Raw genomic sequence first — 20,691 nt, 5'->3', positions numbered from 1 at the left:
TTCGGGTTGGGGCGGTTTGCCACCGGCCGCTGCGTTGCCGAAGCTCAACGATGGCACCGCATCGCCTGCGCTTCGACGCCTTGCGGACGGAGGCAAAGCGCTCCCAACGCGACCCGCGGGAATTTCACCACGGGCTCCTAGGGCTCGCCATTTGAAATGTGAGCGTGAACTTTCCGGTACTCGACGGCCGCCCGGCCGCCTACTTTGCTGTTCTTCAGAAAGTCAATCTCGAGGGTCTTGCGCTCCGGGTTTCAGAGCCTTGCCACCGCCAGTAAGGCAGTGGCGAGGCTTATGTTTCCTGGGCCGTGCGGGGCTCTGCTAGTCGAGATCGAATTCCACCCCTTGCGCCAGCGGCAGCTCGGTGCCCCAGTTGAGGGTGCAGGTCTGGCGGCGCATGTAGGCCTTCCAGGAGTCGGAGCCGGCTTCGCGGCCGCCGCCGGTTTCTTTCTCACCGCCGAAGGCGCCGCCGATCTCGGCGCCGGAGGTGCCGATGTTGACGTTGGCAATGCCGCAGTCGCTTCCCGTTGCCGCCAGGAAGCGCTCGGCGGTCTGCATATTGCGGGTGAAGACGGCCGACGACAGACCCTGCGGCACGGCGTTGTGCTGGGCGATGACCTCGTCCAGATCGTCGAACTCGAAGAGGTACAGGATCGGCGCGAAGGTCTCCTCGCAGGTGATCGGCATGGCGGTTTTGGCCGCGACCAGGGCCGGTTCCACGAAGAAGCCGTCGCGCTCCATCACGCCGCCGCCGTAGAGGATCTCGCCGCCCTCCTGGCGGATGGTGGCCAGCGCGCTCTGCATGGTGTCGACGGCGCGCTGGTTGATCAGCGGTCCCATCAGGGTGCCCGGGTCGAGCGGCTCGCCGATGCGGATGGAGCCGTAGGCGTCGATCAAACGCTGGCGCATCTCGGCCGCGATCGACTTGTGGAGGAACAGCCGGCGGGTGGAAGTACAGCGCTGGCCGGCGGTGCCGACAGCGGCAAACAGGACGCCGCGCAGGGCGAGGTCCAAATCCGCGTCGTCCATCACAATCATCGCGTTGTTGCCACCCAGCTCAAGGAGCGAGCGGCCGAGGCGCTGGGCGACCACCGAACCCACCGCCCGGCCCATGCGGATCGAGCCGGTGGCGGAGATCAGCGGGAAGCGCTTGTCCGCCACCAGCCGCTCGGAAATGCCGCTGCGGCCGGCCATCAGCAGATTGAAGATCGGCGGCGCATCGTTCGCTTCGAGCACCCGCTGGGCGATCTTGGTGACGGCGAGGGCGGTGAGCGGGGCTTCTTCGGAGGGCTTCCAGATCATCGAGTTGCCGCATACCGCTGCCACTGTCGAGTTCCAGGCCCACACGGCGACGGGGAAGTTGAAGGCGGTGATGATGCCCGTCGGTCCGAGCGGGTGCCACTGCTCGTACATGCGGTGCTGGGGCCGCTCCGAGTGCATTGTCTTGCCGTAGAGCTGGCGCGACATACCGACGGCGAGGTCCGCCATGTCGATCATTTCCTGCACCTCGCCCAGGCCCTCGCTCAGGATCTTGCCGACCTCCAGGGTCACCAACCGGCCGAGGGCCTCCTTGTGCTCGCGAAGCTCCTGGCCGAGCTGGCGGACGATCTCGCCGCGCTGCGGGGCCGGCCAGGTGCGCCACGCCTCGAAGGCTTCGACGGTGGTGGCGGTCACCCGCTCGTAGTCTTCGTCGGTGGCCATGCGGACGGCGGCGATGGCTTCGCCGGTGGCCGGGTTCACGGACTCGATGCGCTCGCCGGTGGTGTCGATCCAGCGGCCGTCGAAGGCGCCGGGATTCTCCGCTTCGAGTCCGAGGGACGAGAGCAGTTCGGAGACGGAGGATGAGGTGGATACGGTCATGAAAATCTCCTGCTGGACTTGGGTTCGTTCGGTGAGGCGGAAGGATATCGTAGGGTGGCCGCAAAGGCTCCTCCGCGCCCCGAAAGCAACCGATTCCCGATGCTTTTCCATTCCCCGCTACGCGCTCTGATCCCCGCCGCCCTGGCCGGGCTTTTCGCCGGCTGGTGCGGCACGGTGGTGGGCGGCGCTTCGGCGGTCGGGGCGACGGTGGCCTACGGTGCGGTGCTTTCCTTGGGCGCTCTCTTCGGCGACTGGCGCGATCCGCTCCGCCTCGGCCGGCGCTGGCGCTGGCTGCCGTGGCTGTGCGCTACGGTGGTACCGGCCAGCCTGTGGCTGTCGCCGGTACCGCGGGCCGGCCGGGTGGCGCTGATCCTGCTGCCGGCTTTCCTGCTCCTGCCGTCGGCGGTGGCGCGCTGTTGGGACTCACCGCGTGCCCGCCGGGTCGGCCTCATCGGTCTGGCTTGGGTGGTGGCCGGAATTTCCCTATGGGCAGTGGTCGGGCGTTTCTTGCTGGGCGATGCTCGCGCCGCCCGGCCGATCGGGCACCATGGCCTGATGGCCGTGTGGCTGCTGGCGCTGCTGCCCATTGCCTGGCGGGCGGCCCGCGACTGCGCGAGGTCGCCTTCGTCGGCGCTGCGCTGGACCACCCGCTCCGGGCCGGTGCTGGCGGTGGCGGCGCTGGTGGCCGGCGGATCGCTGGTAGGGATGATCGGCCTGGCGCTGGAGGCGGCGGCGCTGGGCGCGGTTTGGGCCCGGCGCCGCCTCGGCAAGACGGCTCTGGTGCCTGGCCTGGCGCTCGGCCTGTTGCTCGGGGTGGTCGTCTCAGCGCCCCTGGCGCCGCGCCTTCTCGACCTCGCCGGTGGCCGCGATGTGTCCTTCGCGGCGCGGCAGATCTATTGGCAGGGAGGGGCCGACGGCTGGCTGGAGCGGCCGCTTCTCGGCTGGGGTCCCGGCGCCACTCCCTGGACCCTTGGCCTTCACCTGGAGCCCCGGGCCGGCGTCACGCCGCCCGGCCAGGTGGTGGCGGAACTCCACAACACGCCTCTCCAGTTGCTCTACGAGATCGGATTCGTGGGATTCTCTCTGTGCGCTCTCCTGACGGGCTTGCTGTTCTGGAATGCGCGCTCCCGCCGGCCCCTGGCGCGGAGTGGGGGAGTCGCTCTGGCGGGAGCCGGCGTGGCCCTGCTGGGAACCAGCTGGTGGGCGATCCTCGCCCTGCCGGTAGCGCTGGCGATCGCCGCCGGCGCCTGTCTACCGCCGGCGCGGCCGGGCAAGCGCCGTGGCGCGCGGTGGGCTCCCCAGGTGGCGATGCTGTACTTGCTCTTTGCGTGCCTTGCCCTGTTGCCCGGACTGCGCGCTCATTTCGCCTTCTCCGATCGCCCGGAAGCGGCCCTGCGACTCGATCCGAACTTTCCGCTCTACCTCGCTGCGGCGGCCTGGGAGGCGAGCGGATCGCCGGCCCGCGCCGAAGAACGATCCCTCGACGCGAACCGTGCGGCCCATGGGGCGCCGGGGGTGGCGGTGTTCTGGCTATCGGCCGGGGTCTACGCCGAGGAGGTCGATCGGCAATGGGCGGAGTGGGCACTGCTCGCGGCCTGCCGCCTCGATCCCCTCGGGGCGATGGCGCCGTTCCACGCCGCCCGCATCGCTCCGCACAGCCCCTGGGCCGGCCGCCGGGGTGCGCGCGCTCTGTTGGCGGAACCGCGACTGGCGGCGGCGGAGTTCTGGCGCGAGCGGCCGGGCCTGTTCGCGACCGCCCGCGACGCCGCCATCGCCTGGTCCGGGATCGACGCCGGTTGGCGCGAAGCGCTTCGTGCCTCGTCGCCGGCACCCTACGAAGAGGGTGGGGACATCGGTCATCTGGCGGTGCGGGTGGATGGTTCCGAGGAGGTTTCCTTGAGCCTGCGCGCTTTCCGGCGGCCCGCCCAGCCGCGCTGGATTCTGCCGGTGCCGGTGGGGCGCCGGGGAGCCATCGGCATGGGCCTGCCGCCGGCGACCACCCTGCCGGGAAACGACCTTCGTCGCGCCGGCCCGGAGTGTTCCGAGGATGTGACGGGCGGATCTGAGGATTCCGCAACTGCTGTGGAAAAAGCGGTGGAAAAAAGCACTCCGGAGAGCGGATTCCCCCGTGGCAACGGGGGTTAGAGCGCTTTGAACAGATTCTTGTGCAATTTGCGTAAGGTTTTTGGAATCAGTGGTTTGTAATCGATTCTCGAAAATATCCGAATTGTGGAATTCGATGGAGATCGAGATTTGCCGTGATTTCCGCAGTGATTTGCGGTTTTGCGGCCCAGGCGGTGGCGACGCGGTGACGGCTTTGTAAAAAGAGCAACTGCTCCCGCGGGTCGCCTCGGCGGTGTGCGGGCAGTTCATCATGCCGAGAGACGAGGGGACCGCGACCGAGCCCGAAGGGCGAGAAGCCGCCGAGGACGGGGTGAGACCGGAACACCGATGTTTTCGGGTGAGGGGGCGCCTGCGCGGCCCGGCACAGCCCCCTGGACAGGAGACCTGGCTGGGAAGCTGAAATCATAGGCCGAAGGCCTTTTCAGCGACCGGCTAGCTAACGCCGGCGGCGAACCGGAGCACCGGCGATGGCGGTACGGTTGCGGCCGGTTTCCTTGGCGACGTACATCGCCGCATCGGCCAGCCGCAGGAGATTGCTCCGGCTGGTGTCGACGGAAGAGTCATCGGCCGTGTGATGGCGCAGGGTGGCGAGGCCGACGGAGCAGGTGAGGCCGGTGAGGTGGAGCGGTTCCGGCTGAATCTCGCCGCTGCTGGAGCAGAACTCCGACGCCAGAATGGCGGTGCGGATGTCTTCGGCCAGCTCGATCGCCGCGTCGAGTTCTATCCCCGGAACCACCAGCACGAATTCATCGCCGCCATAGCGCGCCGGGATGGCGTCCGGGACGGTGAGGATGCTGCGCAGCAGTTCGCCGATGTCCCGCAGCACCTGGCTGCCGGCGAGATGGCCGTGGTTATCGTTGATCCGCTTGAAGAAATCCAGATCGAAGAACAGTACCGCGAGATCTTTGCCCTCGTCCCGACACTGCCGAATGGTGTCCGATAGGGCGATGTGGAGGTAGCGGTCGTTGTAGAGGCCGGTGAGGTTGTCGCGCTTGGCGATTTCGTTGGCCTGGCGGCCGTCGAGCACGTTTTGGATCGAGACCGAAATGTAGCCGGCGAAGATCTCCAGCAGGTTCACGTCGTGCTCGCTGAACTCGATCGCGTCGTGGCGGTTGATCAGTTCCAAAACACCGCACACCTCTTTCTCGATGCGGATCGGGATCGCCACCAGGGAGCGGGTCGTGTAGTGCGTCTCCGCATCGACCCCCGGAAAGAACAGTTGATCCTCGTGCGCCTCCTTCGCCTTGCGAGCGACGCCGGTGCGATAGGCGTAGCCGGCAATGCCGCGGTCGGCGTCGATCGTCCGACCGACCAGACCATCGGCGCGAGAGCCGAAGGCGGCGATGAAGGTGAGGGTGTTGCGCTCCCGCTCGTCGTGCTTGTCCACCGGGTTGTCGAGCAGAATGGAGCCGGCCGCCGAGGGCACGAACTCGTTCGCCTTGCGCAGAATTTCGACCAGGTTCTCGGCCAGGCTGAGCTCCAGGGGAAAGTCGGTGGGCGCTCGCCGCCGTTCCAGGAAGCGTTCGAGGTGCTCCGGATCCAGGCAGTGGAACTGGCCCCGACCGGGAAGCTGCACTACGCCGGTCAGGCGCTCCGTCGTCTCGGGCTCGACGGTCGTGGTCTTGGGTTGAGTCGGCTTCACGGCGGAAACTCTGGGATCCGTTGCGATCTAGGTCGAGGGGCGGTCGGTCCGGAGGGTCGGTTTCGCAGGAGATACTCGCGCTGATCGATACCGGGTCGTCCTCGCCTATCTACTTCAAATGCAATGACCTTCATTCTATCAACTCGTGTCGTCGGCGGCCTCGAGCGGGACGTCCGGATTTCGCCGGGGTCTGCCAATCCGGTGCCGAGGCCTTGATACGGTGCCTTTCTATGAATTCGCCTTCCCGTTCGTCCACCTCTCACCGGTGGGAACCCCGCCTCGACAAAAAACTGGGTCAGCACCACTTGCGGGACGGCGCTGTTTGTCGTCCGCTGGTGGAGTATCTGGCGCCGCGCGGCCGGCGACTGGTGGAAATCGGAGCCGGCGGGGGAGTGCTGACGGGGGAACTGCTGGCCGCCGGTGCAGAAACGGTGCTCGCCTGGGAACTCGACCCGGCCTGGGCGGCGACCTTGCCCGCCCGTCTGCCCGATCGTCGCCTGCGGGTGGTGGTGGGCGATGCGCTGGCGCTCGATTTCCGGCGGACCGCCCCGCTGCCCACGCGAGTGGCCGGCAACCTGCCCTACAACGTCGCTACGGCGATCATCGAGCGGTTGCTGCGCCATCCCGGAGCGGTCGATCGGGCGGCCTTTCTGGTGCAGCGGGAGGTGGCTGAGCGGCTGACGGCCGGTCCCGGCGACTCCGCCTACGGTGGTTTGAGCGTGTTGGTGGCGGCCCATGCCCGGGCGCGCCTGCTCGGCCGGGTCAAGGCGGGGTCCTTCCGGCCACCGCCGAAGGTGGAGAGCGCCTTCGTCGGCCTCGAACCGCTGCCGCCACCTCTGCCGGAGGATGCAATGGTGGCCTTTCTCGCCATGGTGCGCCTGGCCTTCGGGCAACGCCGAAAGACCCTTGCCAACGCCCTCGCGGCGGGATGGGGTAAGGCGGCGGCGCGCCACGCCCTGGAAGCGGCGGGGATCGATGCTCGGAGCCGAGCCGAGGAACTCGACCTGGAGCGACTGCTGGTTCTCTTCCGGGGGCGGCCGGGGCACAGTGCTGCGACGCCTTCAAGAGGCTGAATCTGTTAGGATCGATCGTTATTTAGCGCATACCCCTTGAGACTCTTCTTGAGCATTGGGGGCTTGAGCCTTGCGGGCGACCCAAATGCGGAGAAACAAAGGTTGGGGAGAGGAACGGACTAGATGGCGGTAGCCACCACCGAAGCGGGCAAGAAGGGCCGGGCGCGTCCACGCCTGGCACCGGAAAAGCGGAACGAGCTGTCGGGGTTGCTTCTTTTGACGGTGGCGCTGCTCCTCGTCCTGTCCCTCGTCACCTTCGATCCGCGGGATCCGAGCCTGCTGCATCGGCCGGCGGATCCGGAGGCCTCCGCCGGCAACTGGATCGGCCCCGTCGGCGCCGAGCTGGCGGCGGTTTCCTTCGGCTTGTTCGGGATTGCCGCATTTGGGCTGCCCATCGCCCTGGCACTGGCCGGCTGGCGGCGGATGCGCGGCCGGTTCGCCAAAAGGACCTTCGGTCGCGGCTTCGGAGCGGTGGTGGTGTTGCTGGCGACCCCGGCCTTCTTGCAGCTCACCGTCGGGCGCTTGCCCTGGCGCGGCGGCGACATCGCCGCCGGTGGCGCCTTCGGCGAGCTGCTGTCGACTGGCCTCGCCGGCCGCCTGAACGTCGCCGGGGCGCTGCTGGTGCTGGTGGCGGCGCTGTTGATCGGTTGCACCTTGCTGGTGCAGTCGACCCTCGGCGAGTTGCTCGAGAAGCTGATGCTGAAGGTACGCGCCGGCTGGCAGGAAATGGGGCTGGCCCGGGCGCGCCGCCGCGAGCGCAAGGCGAAAGACCGGGCGCGCGAGAAAGTCGTCAAGAAGCATCTGGCGCGGGCCGCCGAACGCCGCGCCGGCACCGCCGGCGACGGGGCCAAGGCGGCACCGGAAGTGGACCTGCCCCTGCGGGTGCGCGAAAAGGCCGGCGCCGGCGAGTTTTCGGTGCGCCGGGTGGCGGTGCCGTCGGCCCTCGAAGAAGAGCCGCCGGCCACCGGCAAGGCGCCGGCCCGCCGCCGCAAGACCGCGTCTGGCCGCAAGGCGAGCCCGGACCGCCAGCTCGAACTGGTCAAAACGCCGCCGGCCACCAAGTCCGGCCTGCCGCCGATCAACCTTCTGCAGATGGCGGAGGTCAAAAGCAGCTACGACGAGAACGCCCTCGTCCAGCGCGGCGAGGCGATCCGCGCCCGCTGCGCCGAATTCGGGGTGGAGGGAACCATCGAGGGCATCAGCCCGGGACCGGTGATCACCATCTTCGAGTTTCAGCCGGCACCGGGGGTGAAGGTCAGCCAGATCGTCAATCTGCAGGACGACCTCGCCTTGGCCCTCAAAGCCGACTCGGTGCGCATCGACCGCATTCCCGGCCGCTCCACCCTCGGCATCGAGGTGCCGAACGACAACCGGTCGATCATCCGCCTCGGCCCGATGCTGGGGGACAAATCCTTCGTCAAGGCGAAGTCCAAGCTCACCCTGGCGATGGGCCGGGACATTCACGGCGAGCCCTATTTCGCCGACCTTGCCACCATGCCTCACCTGCTGGTGGCCGGAGCCACCGGCGCCGGCAAGAGCGTCGGCCTGCAGGCAATGATCACCTCGATCCTCTACAAGGCCCACAAGGACGAGGTGAAGTTCATCTTCATCGACCCCAAGCGTATCGAGCTGGGGGTCTATGCGGACATCCCGCACCTCGCTGCCGAGGTGGTGGTGGACATGAAGAAGGCTGCCGTCGCTCTGCAGCGCATGGTCAAGGAGATGGAGGACCGCTACAAGCTGCTGGCGGAGGTCCATGTGCGGTCCATCGGCTACTACAACCAGGCGATCCGCGATCCGGAGGTCAAGAAGCGCCTGGCCCTGAACGACGAGGAGAGCGACGTTCGCCTCGAGGATCTGAAACCCCTGCCGTACTACGTGATCATCATCGACGAGCTGGCGGACCTGATGATGGTGGCCTCGTCGGAGGTGGAAACGGCCATCGCCCGCCTGGCGCAGATGGCCCGGGCGGTGGGCATCCACCTGATCGTCGCCACCCAGCGGCCGTCGGTAGACGTGTTGACGGGCACCATCAAGGCAAACTTCCCGTGCCGCGTGTCCTACGCCACGGCCACCCGTCATGATTCCCGCACCATCCTCGACCGGGTGGGCTCCGAGCAGCTCCTCGGCAAGGGCGACATGCTGTTCATGCCGCCGGGCACCTCGCGCATCGTCCGGCTGCACGGCGCCTACGTCAGCGAACAGGAGACAGCGGGTTTGGTGCGCTGGCTCAAGAAGACCCAGGGCAAGCCGGAGTACAACCCGGAGCTGCTGGAGCCGCTCGAGGCCTCGTCCGGCGGCGGCGATGCCGGTGACGCGGACGACGAACTGTACGACGAGGCGGTTCGCATGGTGGTGTCCGAAGGCCAGGCCTCGGCGAGCTTCCTACAGCGCCGCATGCGGGTGGGGTTCTCCCGCGCCTCGCGCCTCATCGACATCATGGAGCGCGACGGCATCCTCGGTCCGCCGCAGGGCTCGAAGCCGCGTGAGGTGCTGGTCAAAGCGGACTACTTTGAGGAAATGGATCTCGCCCACCAGCAGACTGCCGAATAAGCGCTTCGCGCATGATTTCAGCAGTGCTGCTGGCTTTCCTTTGAGGGGGCTGGGCGCCCCCTCGCCCGAAAAGTACTGATTTTTCGGGCTCACCCCATCCACGGCGCCTCCGGCGCCGCCGAGCCCTTCAGGCTCAGAGCGTGGGACCAGAAAGTCCGTGCGTACCCGCCATCTCTGCCGGCAAGTTTGCTGTGAAGTCTTGCAGGTGAAAGGCTTCGCGGCGATGCCCGAAGCCGAATCTTCTCTGCTACCATCCGCCCCATGCCTGCGATCAAGAAACTGGTGTTCTTCGGGACCCCCGAATTTGCCGTCCCGACCCTCGATGCCCTGGAAGCCGCCGGCCGCACGCCGAATCTGGTGGTCTCTCAGCCCGACCGACCCGCCGGCCGTGGCCAGGAAGTGGGCCGCCCGCCGGTGGCCGAGTGGGCAGTGGAGCGGAAGATTCCGCTCCTGCAACCGGAATCCGTCAAAGATCCGGAGTTCATCGCCGAAATCGAAAAGCTGGCACCGGACGTGGCGGTGGTGGTGGCCTTCGGACAGATTTTCCCGCCGGAGCTGCTGGCGATTCCCAAGCAGGGCTGCATCAACCTGCACGCCTCGTTGCTGCCTAAGCACCGCGGTGCCTCACCGGTGCAGGGCGCGCTCCTGAATGGCGATAAGAAAACCGGCGTCACCACCATGCTGATGGACGAGGAGATGGACACCGGGCCGATCCTGCTGCAGGACGACACGCTGATCCGCTCCTACGAGACCACCGAGCGCCTACAGGAACGGCTGGCCAAGCTCGGCGGCGAGCTGATGGTGGAGACCCTCAATCAGCGCGAGAAGAACAAGATCAAGCCGCGCAAACAGCGCGACGAATCGTCCAGCTACTCGCCACAGATCACCAAGCGCGACGGCAAGATCAACTGGGCGCTGACCGCCGACGAAATCTACAACCGGCTGCGTGCCTATACCCCCTGGCCGGGGCTGGCGGGCCACTTCCGGGGGCGGCCCCTGAAGATCGTGTGGGGCGTGCCGATGACTTGGGAAGAAGCGCCCTTCGGGGTGAGTGGCACTTTCCTTGGCCTGCGCCAGGGGCGCTTGGCGATTCTGTGCGGCCAGGGCACCATTTTCGGCGTCGAGGAAGTGCAGCGGCCGGGAAAGAAGGCGATCCGCAGTTCGGACTTCGCGAACGGCGAGCGGGTGCGGGTCGGCGAGACGTTCGCTTGATCGGCGTCGAGCGCGCCGCCGCGACCGAGTTTCCATGAGCAAGCGCAGGAGCCGGCGGCAAACCCCTCGCCGTCCGGCCGAAGACAATGTGCGGGTGGCCGCCGCCTGGGTGCTGGAGCGCACCCTGGCTTCGCGGGCGCCGGTGGATTCTTTCCTGAGCACCGTCCTCGAGCGCTTCGACGACCGCGACCAGGCTCTCCTTTGTCAACTCGTCCTCGGCAGCCTGCGTTGGCTCAAGCGAATCGACGACGTGGTGGCGCGGGCCAGCCATCGCACCTTCGCCGACATCGAAACACCGCTCCACTCGGTGCTCCGCATCGCGGCTTATCAGATTCTCTTTCTCGACCGCATTCCCCACCACGCGGCGGTGCACGAGGCGGTGGAGCAGGCCTCCCAACGCACCCACCGGGGCGGTGCGAGTTTCGTCAACGCGGTGCTGCGCCGCATTGCGCGGGACGGCTCCCTCGCGGCCTGGCCGATCGAGACGGAGGATCCGGTGGAGCGCCTGGCGATCGAACTCAGCCATCCGGAATTTCTGGTGCGGCGCTGGCTGGCGCGCTTTGGCGAAGCGGCGACACGAAAAATCCTCGAGGCCAACAACCGGCCCAAGCCCCTGCAGCTCCTGGCCTTCGCCGACCGCGGCGGCCGTGAGGTGCTGGGCGAAACCCTGATCGACGAAGGCTTGGAGGTCGAGCCGACGCTCTGGTCCCACCGCGGCCTGACGGTGTTGCGGGGAGACCCCTTGGCCACCAAAGCCTTCGCACGCGGCGACTTCTACATCCAGGACGAAGGGAGCCAGGTGGCGGCGTTGATCCCGCCTCCCTCACCGCAGGACCGGGTGCTCGATGCGGCGGCGGCGCCGGGCGGCAAGAGCTTTGCGCTCCTCGCCCAGGAGCCGACATTGCAGGTGTTTGCCGGTGACCGTGATCTGGAGCGCGCCGCCGTCATGGCCGGCAATTTACGCCGTCTGCGGCGCGGCCTGCCGCTGGTGGTGGCCGATGCGGCGGCCGGTTCCTTCGGCGGGACCTTCGACCGGGTCGTCATGGATCTACCCTGCACCGGCACCGGCACCCTGCGCAAGCACCCGGAGCTCAAGTGGCGAATTTCCGAAGAAGAAATTGGCCGACTGGTGCAACAGGGCGAGGCGATGCTTCTAGGGGTGGCCGATCAGGTGCGCCCCGGGGGGCTGCTGACGGCGATTACATGTTCCCTGGAAAGCGAAGAAAACGAAGGGGTTGTGGCCCGCTTTCTCGAGCATCGAAGCGATTTCTCACCGCTGCCTCTGGAGGCCGAGTTGACGGCCCCGTTGGCCGGCGCCATCGACGGTCCGGGCCTCTGGCGGCTGCTCCCCGGGGGAGATCACGACGGATTCACCGTCACCGTTCTGGAACGCCTCCGAAGTTGACCTCATTCTGGACGCAAAAAAAGGCTGGAACCTAACATTGACAGGCCTTTTCCGTTCGCTTATGGTTGCCCCCGCGTAGTACCGTCACTACTGATTCCAAGGAGGAAGTTCAATGGCTGGTAAAGCTGAAATCATCGAGAGGGTTGTGGGCGAAGTCGAGGGGTTGACCAAGAAGCAGGCCGGTGAAGCCTTTGATGTGATCTTCGGTTCCATCGCGGACCACCTGGGCGATGGCGAGCGGGTTTCGATCCACGCCTTCGGCAGCTTCTCGATCTCCCACCGTGCCGAGCGCCAGGGCCGCAACCCGGCCACCGGTGAGTCCATCACCATCAAGGCTTCGAACAACGTCAAGTTCAAGCCGGCGAAGGACCTCAAGGCGTCTGTCAACAGCTGACTCCCCCCAGTACATCCTTTGTAGTCTGAAGTTTCTCTCGCGCTGATCAAGCGGCGGAGGCCGGGCCGTGTGGCGATCGCCACACGGCTTTCGTGTTTTGGGACTACCGAATATGTCGGTAGAGGCGCGCCAGCTTGTGCGGCGAGACGCCGCAAAAGAACAGAATCCAGATCAGCCAGTTGCGCACCACTGTGCGCACCGTGCCGCCGCCGGTGTAGCGGCGGGCGGCGGTGACGGCGGGGCCGGGGAGGAGAGCCAGGCGGCCGTGGCGCTTCAAGCGGCGGGCGAAGTCCAGATCCTCCAGGATCGGCCAGTCCCGGAAGCCGCCCAGGGCCTCGAAGGTGTGCCGGTGGACGAACTGAGCCTGGTCGCCGAGGGGGGTGCGGGTGAGGCGGGTGCGCAGGTTGATCAGCCGCTCGCCCAAGCGCTGCATCGGCCGGTCGGTGTCGAAGGCGAGGAAGAAGGCGCCGCCGGCAGCGCCGTTCGACAGCGCCTTCCGTATCGCCTGGCCGGCGTCCTCCGGCAGCCGGGTGTCGGCGTGGAGGAAAAGCAGAGCCTCCGCCGCGGTGTCCGCGGCGCCGCGGTTGAGCTGACCGCCGCGTCCGGGCTCACCGGACACCACCCGGGCGCCGAGGCCCTCGGCCAGGGCAACGGTGCCGTCGCGGCTACCGCCGTCGGATACCACCACCTCATCGGCGATCGCCAGGGCGTTCTGGAGCGTTTCGGCGAGGGAAGAGTCCTCGTTGAGGGTGGGAATGACGATGGCGAGACGCAAAGCGATCCACTCCGATCCATCCTGCACTGCGGTATGAACGCACGAGAGTCCGACGAAAGAGCAGGCTAGCAGAGTACGGGCGGCACGCGCCGTATGGTCTGCCTCCGCGCTAAGATCCCGCCCATGTCCGATCTCTCTCATCTCGACTCCGAGGGCAACGCCCGCATGGTGGACGTGTCCGCCAAGGCGGTGACCCGGCGCGTCGCCGAAGCGTCCTGCCGGGTGCTGCTGCGGCCGGAAACCATCGCCCGTCTCGCCTCGCTGCCCAAGGGCGACGCCGTGGCGGTGGCCCGCCTGGCGGGCATTCAGGGGGCCAAGCGGGCGGCGGACCTGGTGCCGCTGGCCCATCCGCTGCCCCTCGACCAGGTGGAGGTGGAACTGCACCCGGGCGAGGCGGAAGTGGAAATCCGCAGCCGGGTGATCACCACCGCCCGCACCGGCGCCGAGATCGAGGCCCTCGCCGCCTGCTCCGTCGCCGCTCTCGCCCTTTACGACATGGTCAAGGCGGTGGACCGCGAGGCCGTCGTCACGGACCTGCGCCTGGAGTCAAAGAGCGGCGGCAAGAGCGGCGACTTTCGGCGCGGTGGGGGAGCGGATCCGCCGGACACGCCGGAGTCGCCGGCTTGATCCTCACCGGCCTCGATCGGCTGCTGCTCGATGCGCGAGAACTCGCCGGGCGGCGCTATGCTTTTCTCGGCCACGGTGCCTCGGTGACCGCCGACGGCCGGCCCGGTCATCTCGCCCTGGTCGCCACCGGCACGCCGCCGACACTGCTCCTCGGGCCAGAGCACGGCTACCACGGCATCGAGCAGGACATGATCCCGGCCGCGGGCGGCCGAGAGCCCTGGACCGGCATCGAAGTGGTGTCCCTCTACGGTTCCGACGAGGACTCCTTGCGGCCGGATCCGGAAACCTTCGCCGGGCTGGATCTGCTGCTGATCGACCTGCAGGACGTCGGTAGCCGCTACTACACCTATGTCGCCTCGGCCCTGTGGGCGGCGGAGGCGGCCTTCTCCGCCGGCTGCGAGGTGTGGATTCTCGACCGCCCCAACCCCCTGGGCGGTGCGGTGCTCGAAGGGCCGCCGGTGGAGGCGGGCTACGACAGCTTCGTCAGCGCCTTCCGGACGCCCGTTCGCCACGGCTGCACCTTGGGCGAGCTGGCCCGGCTGGAGGGCCTGCGCCGGCCGGAATCCGGTCTCGCCCGGTGCCGGGTGTGGCCCGTCGAGGGCTGGCAGCGCGATGCCTTGTGGCCCGGTTTGGGGGCGCCCGGCATAGGGGGCCGACCGTGGGTGTCGCCGTCCCCCAACATGCCGTCCCTCGGCGCCGCCCTGGTCTATCCGGGCACCTGTCTGGTCGAAGCGACGGAACTTTCCGAGGGGCGGGGCACCGCGCGGCCCTTCGAGTGGATCGGAGCCCCCTGGCTCGATCCGGTGGGCCTCGCTGAGCGCTTGGCGGCCCGCGAGCTGCCGGGGGTGACCTTTCTGCCCCTCTACTTCCGGCCGCAGTTTCAGAAACACTCCGGCACCGAGTGCGGCGGGGTCCAGCTCCTGGTGACCGACTTCGAGAGCTTCCACCCCTTGCGCACCGGCGTCGAGATCCTCTTCGCCTGCCGCGACTCCTCGCCGATGGACTTTCGCTGGCGCGAAGCGCCGTATGAGTTCGTCGCCGACCGGCCGGCGATCGACCTCCTCACCGGCGGCGAGCACTGTCGCCGGGCGATGGATGAGGGCGACCGCGAGGCATTCGACCGCTGGATCGCGAGCTGGACGGAATACGAGGCGTCCTTCGCCGCAGAGCGCCGCGAAATCCTGCTCTACGACGGCCCTGGCGGGCCGGGAGATCTGCCGGCGTGAAGCGGATCCACCTCTTGGCCGTGGCGGACGGGGAGGGTGCGGAGACGTTCCGCCCGTGGTTCGCTGCCCTCGCCGGCCGAGGTCTGCGCTGCGGTTGGCTCGACTACCGAGGTGCTGGATCGATTCCTCTGGGTCTTGAAGAGGCGGCCCAGGCCGGCGCCGTGCGGGCGGTGGATGTCGCCGAGCAGCGCACCGTGGTGGTCAAGGCGCGCAAGGGGCCGGCGGTGCTGGAAGATCTCCTGCGGGAGCACTTTCGCGGCTGCGCGGCGGTGCTGGTGCGCGGTGCCGAGGGGCGGGTCCAAGACCGGCTGGAGGCGCTACCGGAGGGCCGCTGGCGAGTGCGGTCGGCCGCCGGCCGGATCTTCGAGGGGAGCGCGGAAGAGCTCATCGGGCGCCTCTCCCGGCCGCGTCCGTGGGGATCGGAGGAATGATTGACCGCCGCATTGCGGCATGTGAAAATTCCGCACGGTTTCGCCAGTTCCCGATCACCGCCGTCCGCTGACATCTCCCGCCGCTGGATCGCGCCAAGCCCCCGATGACCCCCGTCGAGCCCATCCGCTTCTTTCTGCCCGGCCCGGCCTACGTGCCGGAAGCCTCCCGCCGGGCGATGACTGAGCCCGTCGTGGCCCACCGGTCGCCGGAGTTTCTGGATGTGCTGGACGCGGTGGTGGCGGGCCTCAAAGAGGTATTTCGCACCTCCGGCGACGTGGTGGTGGCCACCGGCAGCGCCACCCTGATGATGCAAAGCGCCATCGCGTCCACCGTCGAGCGGCGAGTGCTCCACCTGACCGCCGGTGCCTTTTCGGAGCGCTGGTTGGCGATTTCCCGCTCTCTCGGCAAGGAGGCGGATCAAGTATCCGTCCCCTGGGGGCAGGCGGTCGATCCGGATCTTCTGCGCCAGGCGCTCCGCCGTGGCGGGGCCGGCGACCGATACGATGCGGTGGCCCTGGTCCACAACGAGACCTCGACGGCGGTGATGCACCCGCTGCCGGAGCTCGCTCAGGTCATCCGTGAGGAGAGCGACGCCCTGGTCCTGGTGGACACCGTTTCATCCCTCGCCGGGGCGCCGGTGGAATTCGACGCCTGGGGTCTGGACGTGGCGGTGACGGCGTCCCAGAAGGCCCTGGCGACGCCTCCCGGCCTGGCGCCGACGGCCGTGTCCCGGCGCGCCCTGGAGCGCTCGCGGCGAATGAACGGCCGCGGCTTTTACACCGATCTCGTACGCTACGTCGAGAAACAGCGGGGCGACGGCACCAGCCGCGGCGGCACCATCACCACCGCCGCCATGGCGCAGGTCCACGCCCTGGCGCACCAGCTACAGCGCATCCGCCACGAGGGCCTGGAGGCGCGCTGGCAGCGCCATCGGCGGACGTCCGAGGGGACCGTTCGCTGGGCCGAGGAGAGCGGGTTCGAGGTGGCGGCCGAGGCCGGAGCCCGCTCCTGGACGGTCACCTGCCTCCGACCGCCGGCCGGCCGGGAGCCGGCGACGCTGCGGCAACGGCTGGCCGCTGGCGGCTGGACCGTCGCCGGAGGCTATGGCGATTGGAAGGACACGACGTTTCGAATTGGCCACATGGGCGAGGTGCGCGAGTCGGATCTCGATCCCCTGCGGGCGGCCATTGAGGACATCCTAGCGGCGGGCTGACGCCCAGCCTCCCAGACGACCCATACTTCGACGAATATTCCGAGGACCATACCGTGTACCGAATCCTGATCTCCGACCCTTTGAATCCCATCGGCATCGCCATCTTGCGCGATTCCGGCGCCGAAGTCCGCCTGCTGGAGGCGGACGAGCGCGACAAGCTGCCGGAACTGCTGCCGGACTTCGATGCCCTGGTCGTGCGTAGCGGGACCACGGTCACCGCCGAGCTGCTCGACGTCGGCAAGCGCCTCAAGGTGGTGGGCCGCGCCGGCATCGGCGTCGACAACGTCGACGTCAAGGCCGCCACCGAGCGCGGCATCCTGGTGGTCAACGCGCCCACCGCCAACGTCCTGTCCGCCACCGAGCACACCCTCGCGCTGCTGCTGTCGCTGGCCCGCAAAGTGCCCTCGGCCTGCGCGTCGCTCCGCACCGGCGCCTGGGAGCGCAAGAAGTTCGTCGGCATGGAACTCCACGGCAAGACCCTGGGGGTGATTGGCTTCGGTCGCATCGGCCAGCAGGTGGCGGCCCGCGCCCGCGCCTTCGAGATGGAAGTCGTGGCTTACGATCCCTTCCTCGGCGAAGAGGCGGCCAAGCGGCTGGGGGTCGATCTCTTGCCCCTCGAAGAACTGCTCGCCGCCGCCGACGTGATCACCCTGCATACCCCCTTGACGGACGACACCAAAAACCTGCTCAACGCCGAGCGCATCGCCCAGATGAAGGCCGGAGCGCTGTTGATCAACTGCGGCCGCGGCGGCACGGTGGACGAAAAAGCCCTGCTGGCGGCCCTCGACGATGGCCGCCTGGCCGGCGCCGCCCTCGACGTGTTCAGCCAGGAGCCGATCGACTACCCGGAGCTGGTGAAGCACCCCAAGGTGGTGGTCACGCCGCACATCGGCGCCCAGACCCGCGAGGCCCAGGAGCGCATCTCCACCCAGACGGCGCACATGGTGCTCGAGTCCCTCGGCGGCTCCCTGGCGGTCTCCGCCGTCAACCTGCCCTTCGCCTCCACCGGCACCCGCGGCGAGCCTTACCTGGCCCTTGGCGAAAAGCTCGGACGGCTGGTCGGTTCGCTGGTGCACAAGGGCTTGGAGCGCCTCGAAGTGCGCTACTGGGGCCTGGACAACAACCTGCGCACCCCGGTCGCCGTGGCGGTTCTCAAAGGGGCGCTCACCCCGCTCCTCGGCACCGCCGTCAACTACGTCAACGCCGAGCGCATCGCCGCCTCCCGGGGCATCGAGTTGGTGCAGTCCGTCCACACCGGGGCGATGGGGTACCCGCTGCTGGTGGAGGTCGAGGCGACCGGCGCCGACGGCGCTCACCGGGTGGCCGGCACCCTGTTCGGCGATGGCGGCTCGCGGGTGGTGCTGTTCGACGGCCACCGGCTGGAATTCCAGCCCTCGCGCCGCCTTCTGGTGGTGCGCAACGACGACGTCCCCGGAGTCGTCGGGCGCCTCGGCACCCTGCTCGGCGAAGGCGGCATCAACATCGCGGACATCCACCTGGCCCGCGACCGCGAGCGCGGTGAAGCCCTGGCAGTGCTGCGAGTGGATGCGGACGTGCCGGACTCGCTGGTCGAGCGCATCTCGGCGGAACCGCAGGTGCAGAACGTCCAGCGCATCGACCTGGATTCATAGAACGCCTTCAAGTCGCCACGGCGGCGCCCGATTCCAGCCGTAGCTTCCAGCTGCTGAGTAGGGTGCCACCCGAACATCTGAGTAGGGTGCCACCCGAACATCCGGAGGGAGATCGAACATGGCGAAGGTCGGACTGGTATTCGGAGGACGGAGCGTCGAGCACCGGGTGTCGGTGGTCTCCGCCCGCACCGTGGCGGCGGGCCTCACCGAGGCCGGCCACCAGGTGGTAGCCCTAGGCATCGCCGAAGACGGCCGCTGGGTCGCCCCGGCGGCGGGCCAAGCGGCCCTCGACGGCGCCACCGACGTGGTGATGGCGGCTGAAGACGAAAGCGTCCCGGCGAGCCTCCGGCACCTCCTGGACGCGGCGCCGGAAGTGATCTTTCCCATCGTCCACGGCACCTGGGGAGAAGACGGCACCTTGCAGGGCCTGTGCGAAATGCTCGACCTGCCTTACGCCGGAGCGGATGTCGCGGCGAGCGCCGTGGCGATGGACAAACTCCTCTGCAAGCGGCTGCTGGCCTCCGCCGGCGTGCCGGTGGTGGACTTCGAGTCCGTGGCCGCCGGCGAAGACTTCGCCGCCGCCGCCGAGCGGGCCCAGCGGTTGCCCGCACCGTGGTTCGTCAAGCCCTCGGTGGGCGGATCGAGCGTCGGCATCCGCAAGGTCACCGCGGCGGCGGAACTCGAAGACGCCCTCGCCTTCGCCCTCGGCTTCGACGACGAAGTCATCGTCGAACGCGGCGTCACCGGCCGGGAGATCGAGTGCGCCGTCCTCGGCTACCCGTCCCTCCAGGCCTCCGTCCTCGGCGAGATCGAGCCCGGTCGCGAGTTCTACGACTACGAGGACAAGTACCTAGAAGACACCGCCCGCCTCCTCGCCCCGGCCCCCCTGCCGGAAGAAACCTCCCACCGCCTCCGCGCCCTCGCCATCCGTGCCTTCCAAGCCCTCGGCGGCACCGGCATGGCGCGGGTGGACTTCTTCCTGGCCGAAGGCGAAGACGGCGACCAGGTGTGGGTCAACGAAATCAACACCCTCCCCGGCTTCACCAAGATCTCCATGTACCCCCGCCTGTGGGACCTCACTGGGGTGCCGATACCCGAACTCGTCGACCGCCTGGTCCAAGACGCCCTCACCCGCCACCGAAATCGCCATGCGCTGGATCGGGGGATCAAGGAGTGGTTGGGGTCGTTGGGCTGAAGGCCGGTAGCGAATTGGTGCCGCTTGAGTACTTTGGTACTTTGGACGACTCCAAGAACATCTGTGCAGCAGTAAGAAGAGAGGGCGTGTTGTGTTCTCAAGGAGTTGGTATGCCGAGCACGGAGAAAGATGCCTGGGACAAGGCCTAAATTGTCGCGAAGATTTGCGGTGCGATTGCGATTCCCGTCGTGTTGGCTCTGGTGGCTCTTTTCTGGGATTCCTCGTCGAAGCAGCAGTCGCTTGAGCACCGGCAGTTTGAACTGGCTGTTGAGGTGCTAAGGACTGAGCCAGAGGCAGGGGATCAGCCGTCAGAAATTCGGAAGTGGGCAGTCGAGACTTTCCACAAGTCGGTGCCACTGTCAGGAGATCAAGAAAAAGACCTCCTGACTGAGCCGCTACCCGTAGGCGATGTCAAGAGTGAAACCATCAGGAGAGCCTTAGCTAGGGGCTGGTGCTGCATAGACTGTGAAGGTCTTTTGAGCTGCGGAGCCACTGTGGAAACTCCCTGTGGCTCTTGTTGGTAGAGGGTCTTGGGGGGGTCTCAGTCATTGGAGACTTGCTCTGGTATTTCGGAATGTGAAGCAGGCGTCGGGCAGGCAGCGAAAGCGGCAGGCAAGAGCCGATGACTCCAATTCTAGGTTCCACCCGAATGTCGAAGTATTGAAGGTTGTTTGCTCGTTTTCTTGAGAATTTATAAAAGGTAGCGGTCGGACAGGTGATGAGTCGGACTTTCTGGCGGATCTGGGGAGAGATCGACGCTGATTCGGCCTTAGATCGGTCGCGGGTGGGTGGACCTGTAACGGGTCGAGTCATGGATCGCGACAATCGGGTGGATCTGTGGAGCGCTGCCAACTGAAGGCTCGCTCTATCCAGGCCTCAAAGGAGGCACAAAGGGCAATCTTGGAGGAAAGCAGCCTTCAGGGAAGGTCACTCCCTGCTCTCCCTGTCTGAGCTTTTCGGCCGCCGCTCCGTAGGCCTCCACAAATTCCCTGTAGGCGTCGATAAACGCCCTTCTGACGGCCTTCGCGATGCCATGAAACAGCGGAGCAGGCGATCGGGCCGGTCGATTGGGGTGGTTGTGGGGCTGTTGGCGGCGGATGCTTTCGGCTCCCAGAGGTTGGGTGCCTCGTCTGGCGTGCAGCACCGTCGTTTCTTCGATGATGCCTTGCACCAAGTCCCTGATCCGATTCAGGTATGCCACGGGCTCCAGGTCTTGCCAACATGGCAGTGGCGAGAAGACGACGCTCTCCTTCTCCTGAAAGTCCTTCTCGTTCAGGTCTTTGTTCGCCTTCAGAGCGAGGAACCGTCGGGTCCGATTGTCCCAAACGCCCT

At 67.5% G+C, this 20,691-nt stretch carries 16 protein-coding genes; 12 read left to right on the top strand and 4 right to left on the bottom strand.

All coding sequences use genetic code 11. From position 1 onward, the window contains the following. Positions 1-318: 318 nt before the first annotated feature. The gene (locus tag AAF481_19895) at positions 319-1,857 is read right to left on the bottom strand and encodes an aldehyde dehydrogenase family protein (protein ID MEM7483431.1); all 1,539 of its coding nucleotides are present in this window, start codon (positions 1,855-1,857) and stop codon (positions 319-321) included. A 99-nt stretch (positions 1,858-1,956) separates the two neighbouring features. On the opposite strand from AAF481_19895, the gene AAF481_19890 reads away from it, so the two are divergent. Then, positions 1,957-4,002 (top strand): O-antigen ligase family protein, encoded by a 2,046-nt coding sequence (locus AAF481_19890; protein MEM7483430.1) that lies wholly within the window; start codon positions 1,957-1,959, stop codon positions 4,000-4,002. A gap of 415 nt (positions 4,003-4,417) precedes the next feature. Here AAF481_19890 and AAF481_19885 read toward each other — a convergent pair whose 3' ends face one another. After that, complete coding sequence (locus AAF481_19885; GenBank protein MEM7483429.1) at positions 4,418-5,623, bottom strand: sensor domain-containing diguanylate cyclase; 1,206 nt, start codon at positions 5,621-5,623, stop codon at positions 4,418-4,420. A 230-nt stretch (positions 5,624-5,853) separates the two neighbouring features. Here AAF481_19885 and rsmA point away from each other — a divergent pair, with 230 nt between their 5' ends. The 5 genes from rsmA to AAF481_19860 all read left to right on the top strand — a co-directional run bounded on the left by rsmA (position 5,854) and on the right by AAF481_19860 (position 12,260). Continuing rightward, complete coding sequence (rsmA, locus tag AAF481_19880) at positions 5,854-6,696, top strand: 16S rRNA (adenine(1518)-N(6)/adenine(1519)-N(6))-dimethyltransferase RsmA (GenBank protein ID MEM7483428.1); 843 nt, start codon at positions 5,854-5,856, stop codon at positions 6,694-6,696. Positions 6,697-6,819: 123 nt separating this feature from the next. Continuing rightward, positions 6,820-9,249: a DNA translocase FtsK gene (locus AAF481_19875; GenBank protein MEM7483427.1), complete on the top strand. Its 2,430-nt coding sequence runs from the start codon at positions 6,820-6,822 to the stop codon at positions 9,247-9,249. A 261-nt stretch (positions 9,250-9,510) separates the two neighbouring features. Further along, positions 9,511-10,461 carry a methionyl-tRNA formyltransferase gene (gene fmt, locus AAF481_19870; protein MEM7483426.1) on the top strand — a complete coding sequence of 317 codons (951 nt, stop codon included), beginning with the start codon at positions 9,511-9,513 and terminating at the stop codon, positions 10,459-10,461. A 34-nt stretch (positions 10,462-10,495) separates the two neighbouring features. Then, positions 10,496-11,866, top strand: a complete 1,371-nt coding sequence (locus tag AAF481_19865; protein ID MEM7483425.1) for a transcription antitermination factor NusB — start codon at positions 10,496-10,498, stop codon at positions 11,864-11,866. Positions 11,867-11,978: 112 nt separating this feature from the next. Continuing rightward, entirely contained in the window at positions 11,979-12,260 is a 282-nt protein-coding gene (locus AAF481_19860; GenBank protein MEM7483424.1) for an HU family DNA-binding protein, read from the top strand. 103 nt (positions 12,261-12,363) lie between these two features. Here AAF481_19860 and AAF481_19855 read toward each other — a convergent pair whose 3' ends face one another. Then, positions 12,364-13,035, bottom strand: coding sequence for a TIGR04283 family arsenosugar biosynthesis glycosyltransferase (locus AAF481_19855; protein MEM7483423.1), 672 nt, complete (start codon positions 13,033-13,035; stop codon positions 12,364-12,366). Between the two features lie 114 nt (positions 13,036-13,149). Here AAF481_19855 and moaC point away from each other — a divergent pair, with 114 nt between their 5' ends. The 6 genes from moaC (at position 13,150) to AAF481_19825 (ending at position 19,359) form a co-directional block, all read left to right on the top strand. Continuing rightward, a complete protein-coding gene (gene moaC, locus AAF481_19850; GenBank protein MEM7483422.1) occupies positions 13,150-13,662 on the top strand; it encodes a cyclic pyranopterin monophosphate synthase MoaC in 513 nt (170 codons plus the stop codon). Further along, complete coding sequence (locus AAF481_19845; GenBank protein MEM7483421.1) at positions 13,659-14,888, top strand: DUF1343 domain-containing protein; 1,230 nt, start codon at positions 13,659-13,661, stop codon at positions 14,886-14,888. The genes moaC and AAF481_19845 overlap by 4 nt, the downstream gene beginning before the upstream one ends. Further along, positions 14,885-15,319 (top strand): hypothetical protein, encoded by a 435-nt coding sequence (locus AAF481_19840; GenBank protein MEM7483420.1) that lies wholly within the window; start codon positions 14,885-14,887, stop codon positions 15,317-15,319. The genes AAF481_19845 and AAF481_19840 overlap by 4 nt, the downstream gene beginning before the upstream one ends. Before the next feature lie 104 nt (positions 15,320-15,423). Further along, positions 15,424-16,533, top strand: coding sequence for an alanine--glyoxylate aminotransferase family protein (locus AAF481_19835; GenBank protein MEM7483419.1), 1,110 nt, complete (start codon positions 15,424-15,426; stop codon positions 16,531-16,533). A gap of 53 nt (positions 16,534-16,586) precedes the next feature. Next, the gene (gene serA, locus AAF481_19830; protein ID MEM7483418.1) at positions 16,587-18,164 is read left to right on the top strand and encodes a phosphoglycerate dehydrogenase; all 1,578 of its coding nucleotides are present in this window, start codon (positions 16,587-16,589) and stop codon (positions 18,162-18,164) included. Between the two features lie 118 nt (positions 18,165-18,282). Next, positions 18,283-19,359 carry a D-alanine--D-alanine ligase family protein gene (locus tag AAF481_19825; protein MEM7483417.1) on the top strand — a complete coding sequence of 359 codons (1,077 nt, stop codon included), beginning with the start codon at positions 18,283-18,285 and terminating at the stop codon, positions 19,357-19,359. 865 nt (positions 19,360-20,224) lie between these two features. On the opposite strand, the gene AAF481_19820 is transcribed toward AAF481_19825, so the two are convergent. Next, a partial coding sequence (locus AAF481_19820; GenBank protein ID MEM7483416.1) for a hypothetical protein occupies positions 20,225-20,691 on the bottom strand: 467 nt, incomplete at its 5' end.

Source organism: Acidobacteriota bacterium, assembly GCA_039030395.1.
GTDB lineage: Bacteria > Acidobacteriota > Thermoanaerobaculia > Multivoradales > JBCCEF01 > JBCCEF01.
The sequence above is the reverse complement of the archived record's forward strand: the minus strand, read 5'-3'. Positions and strand labels throughout refer to the sequence as shown.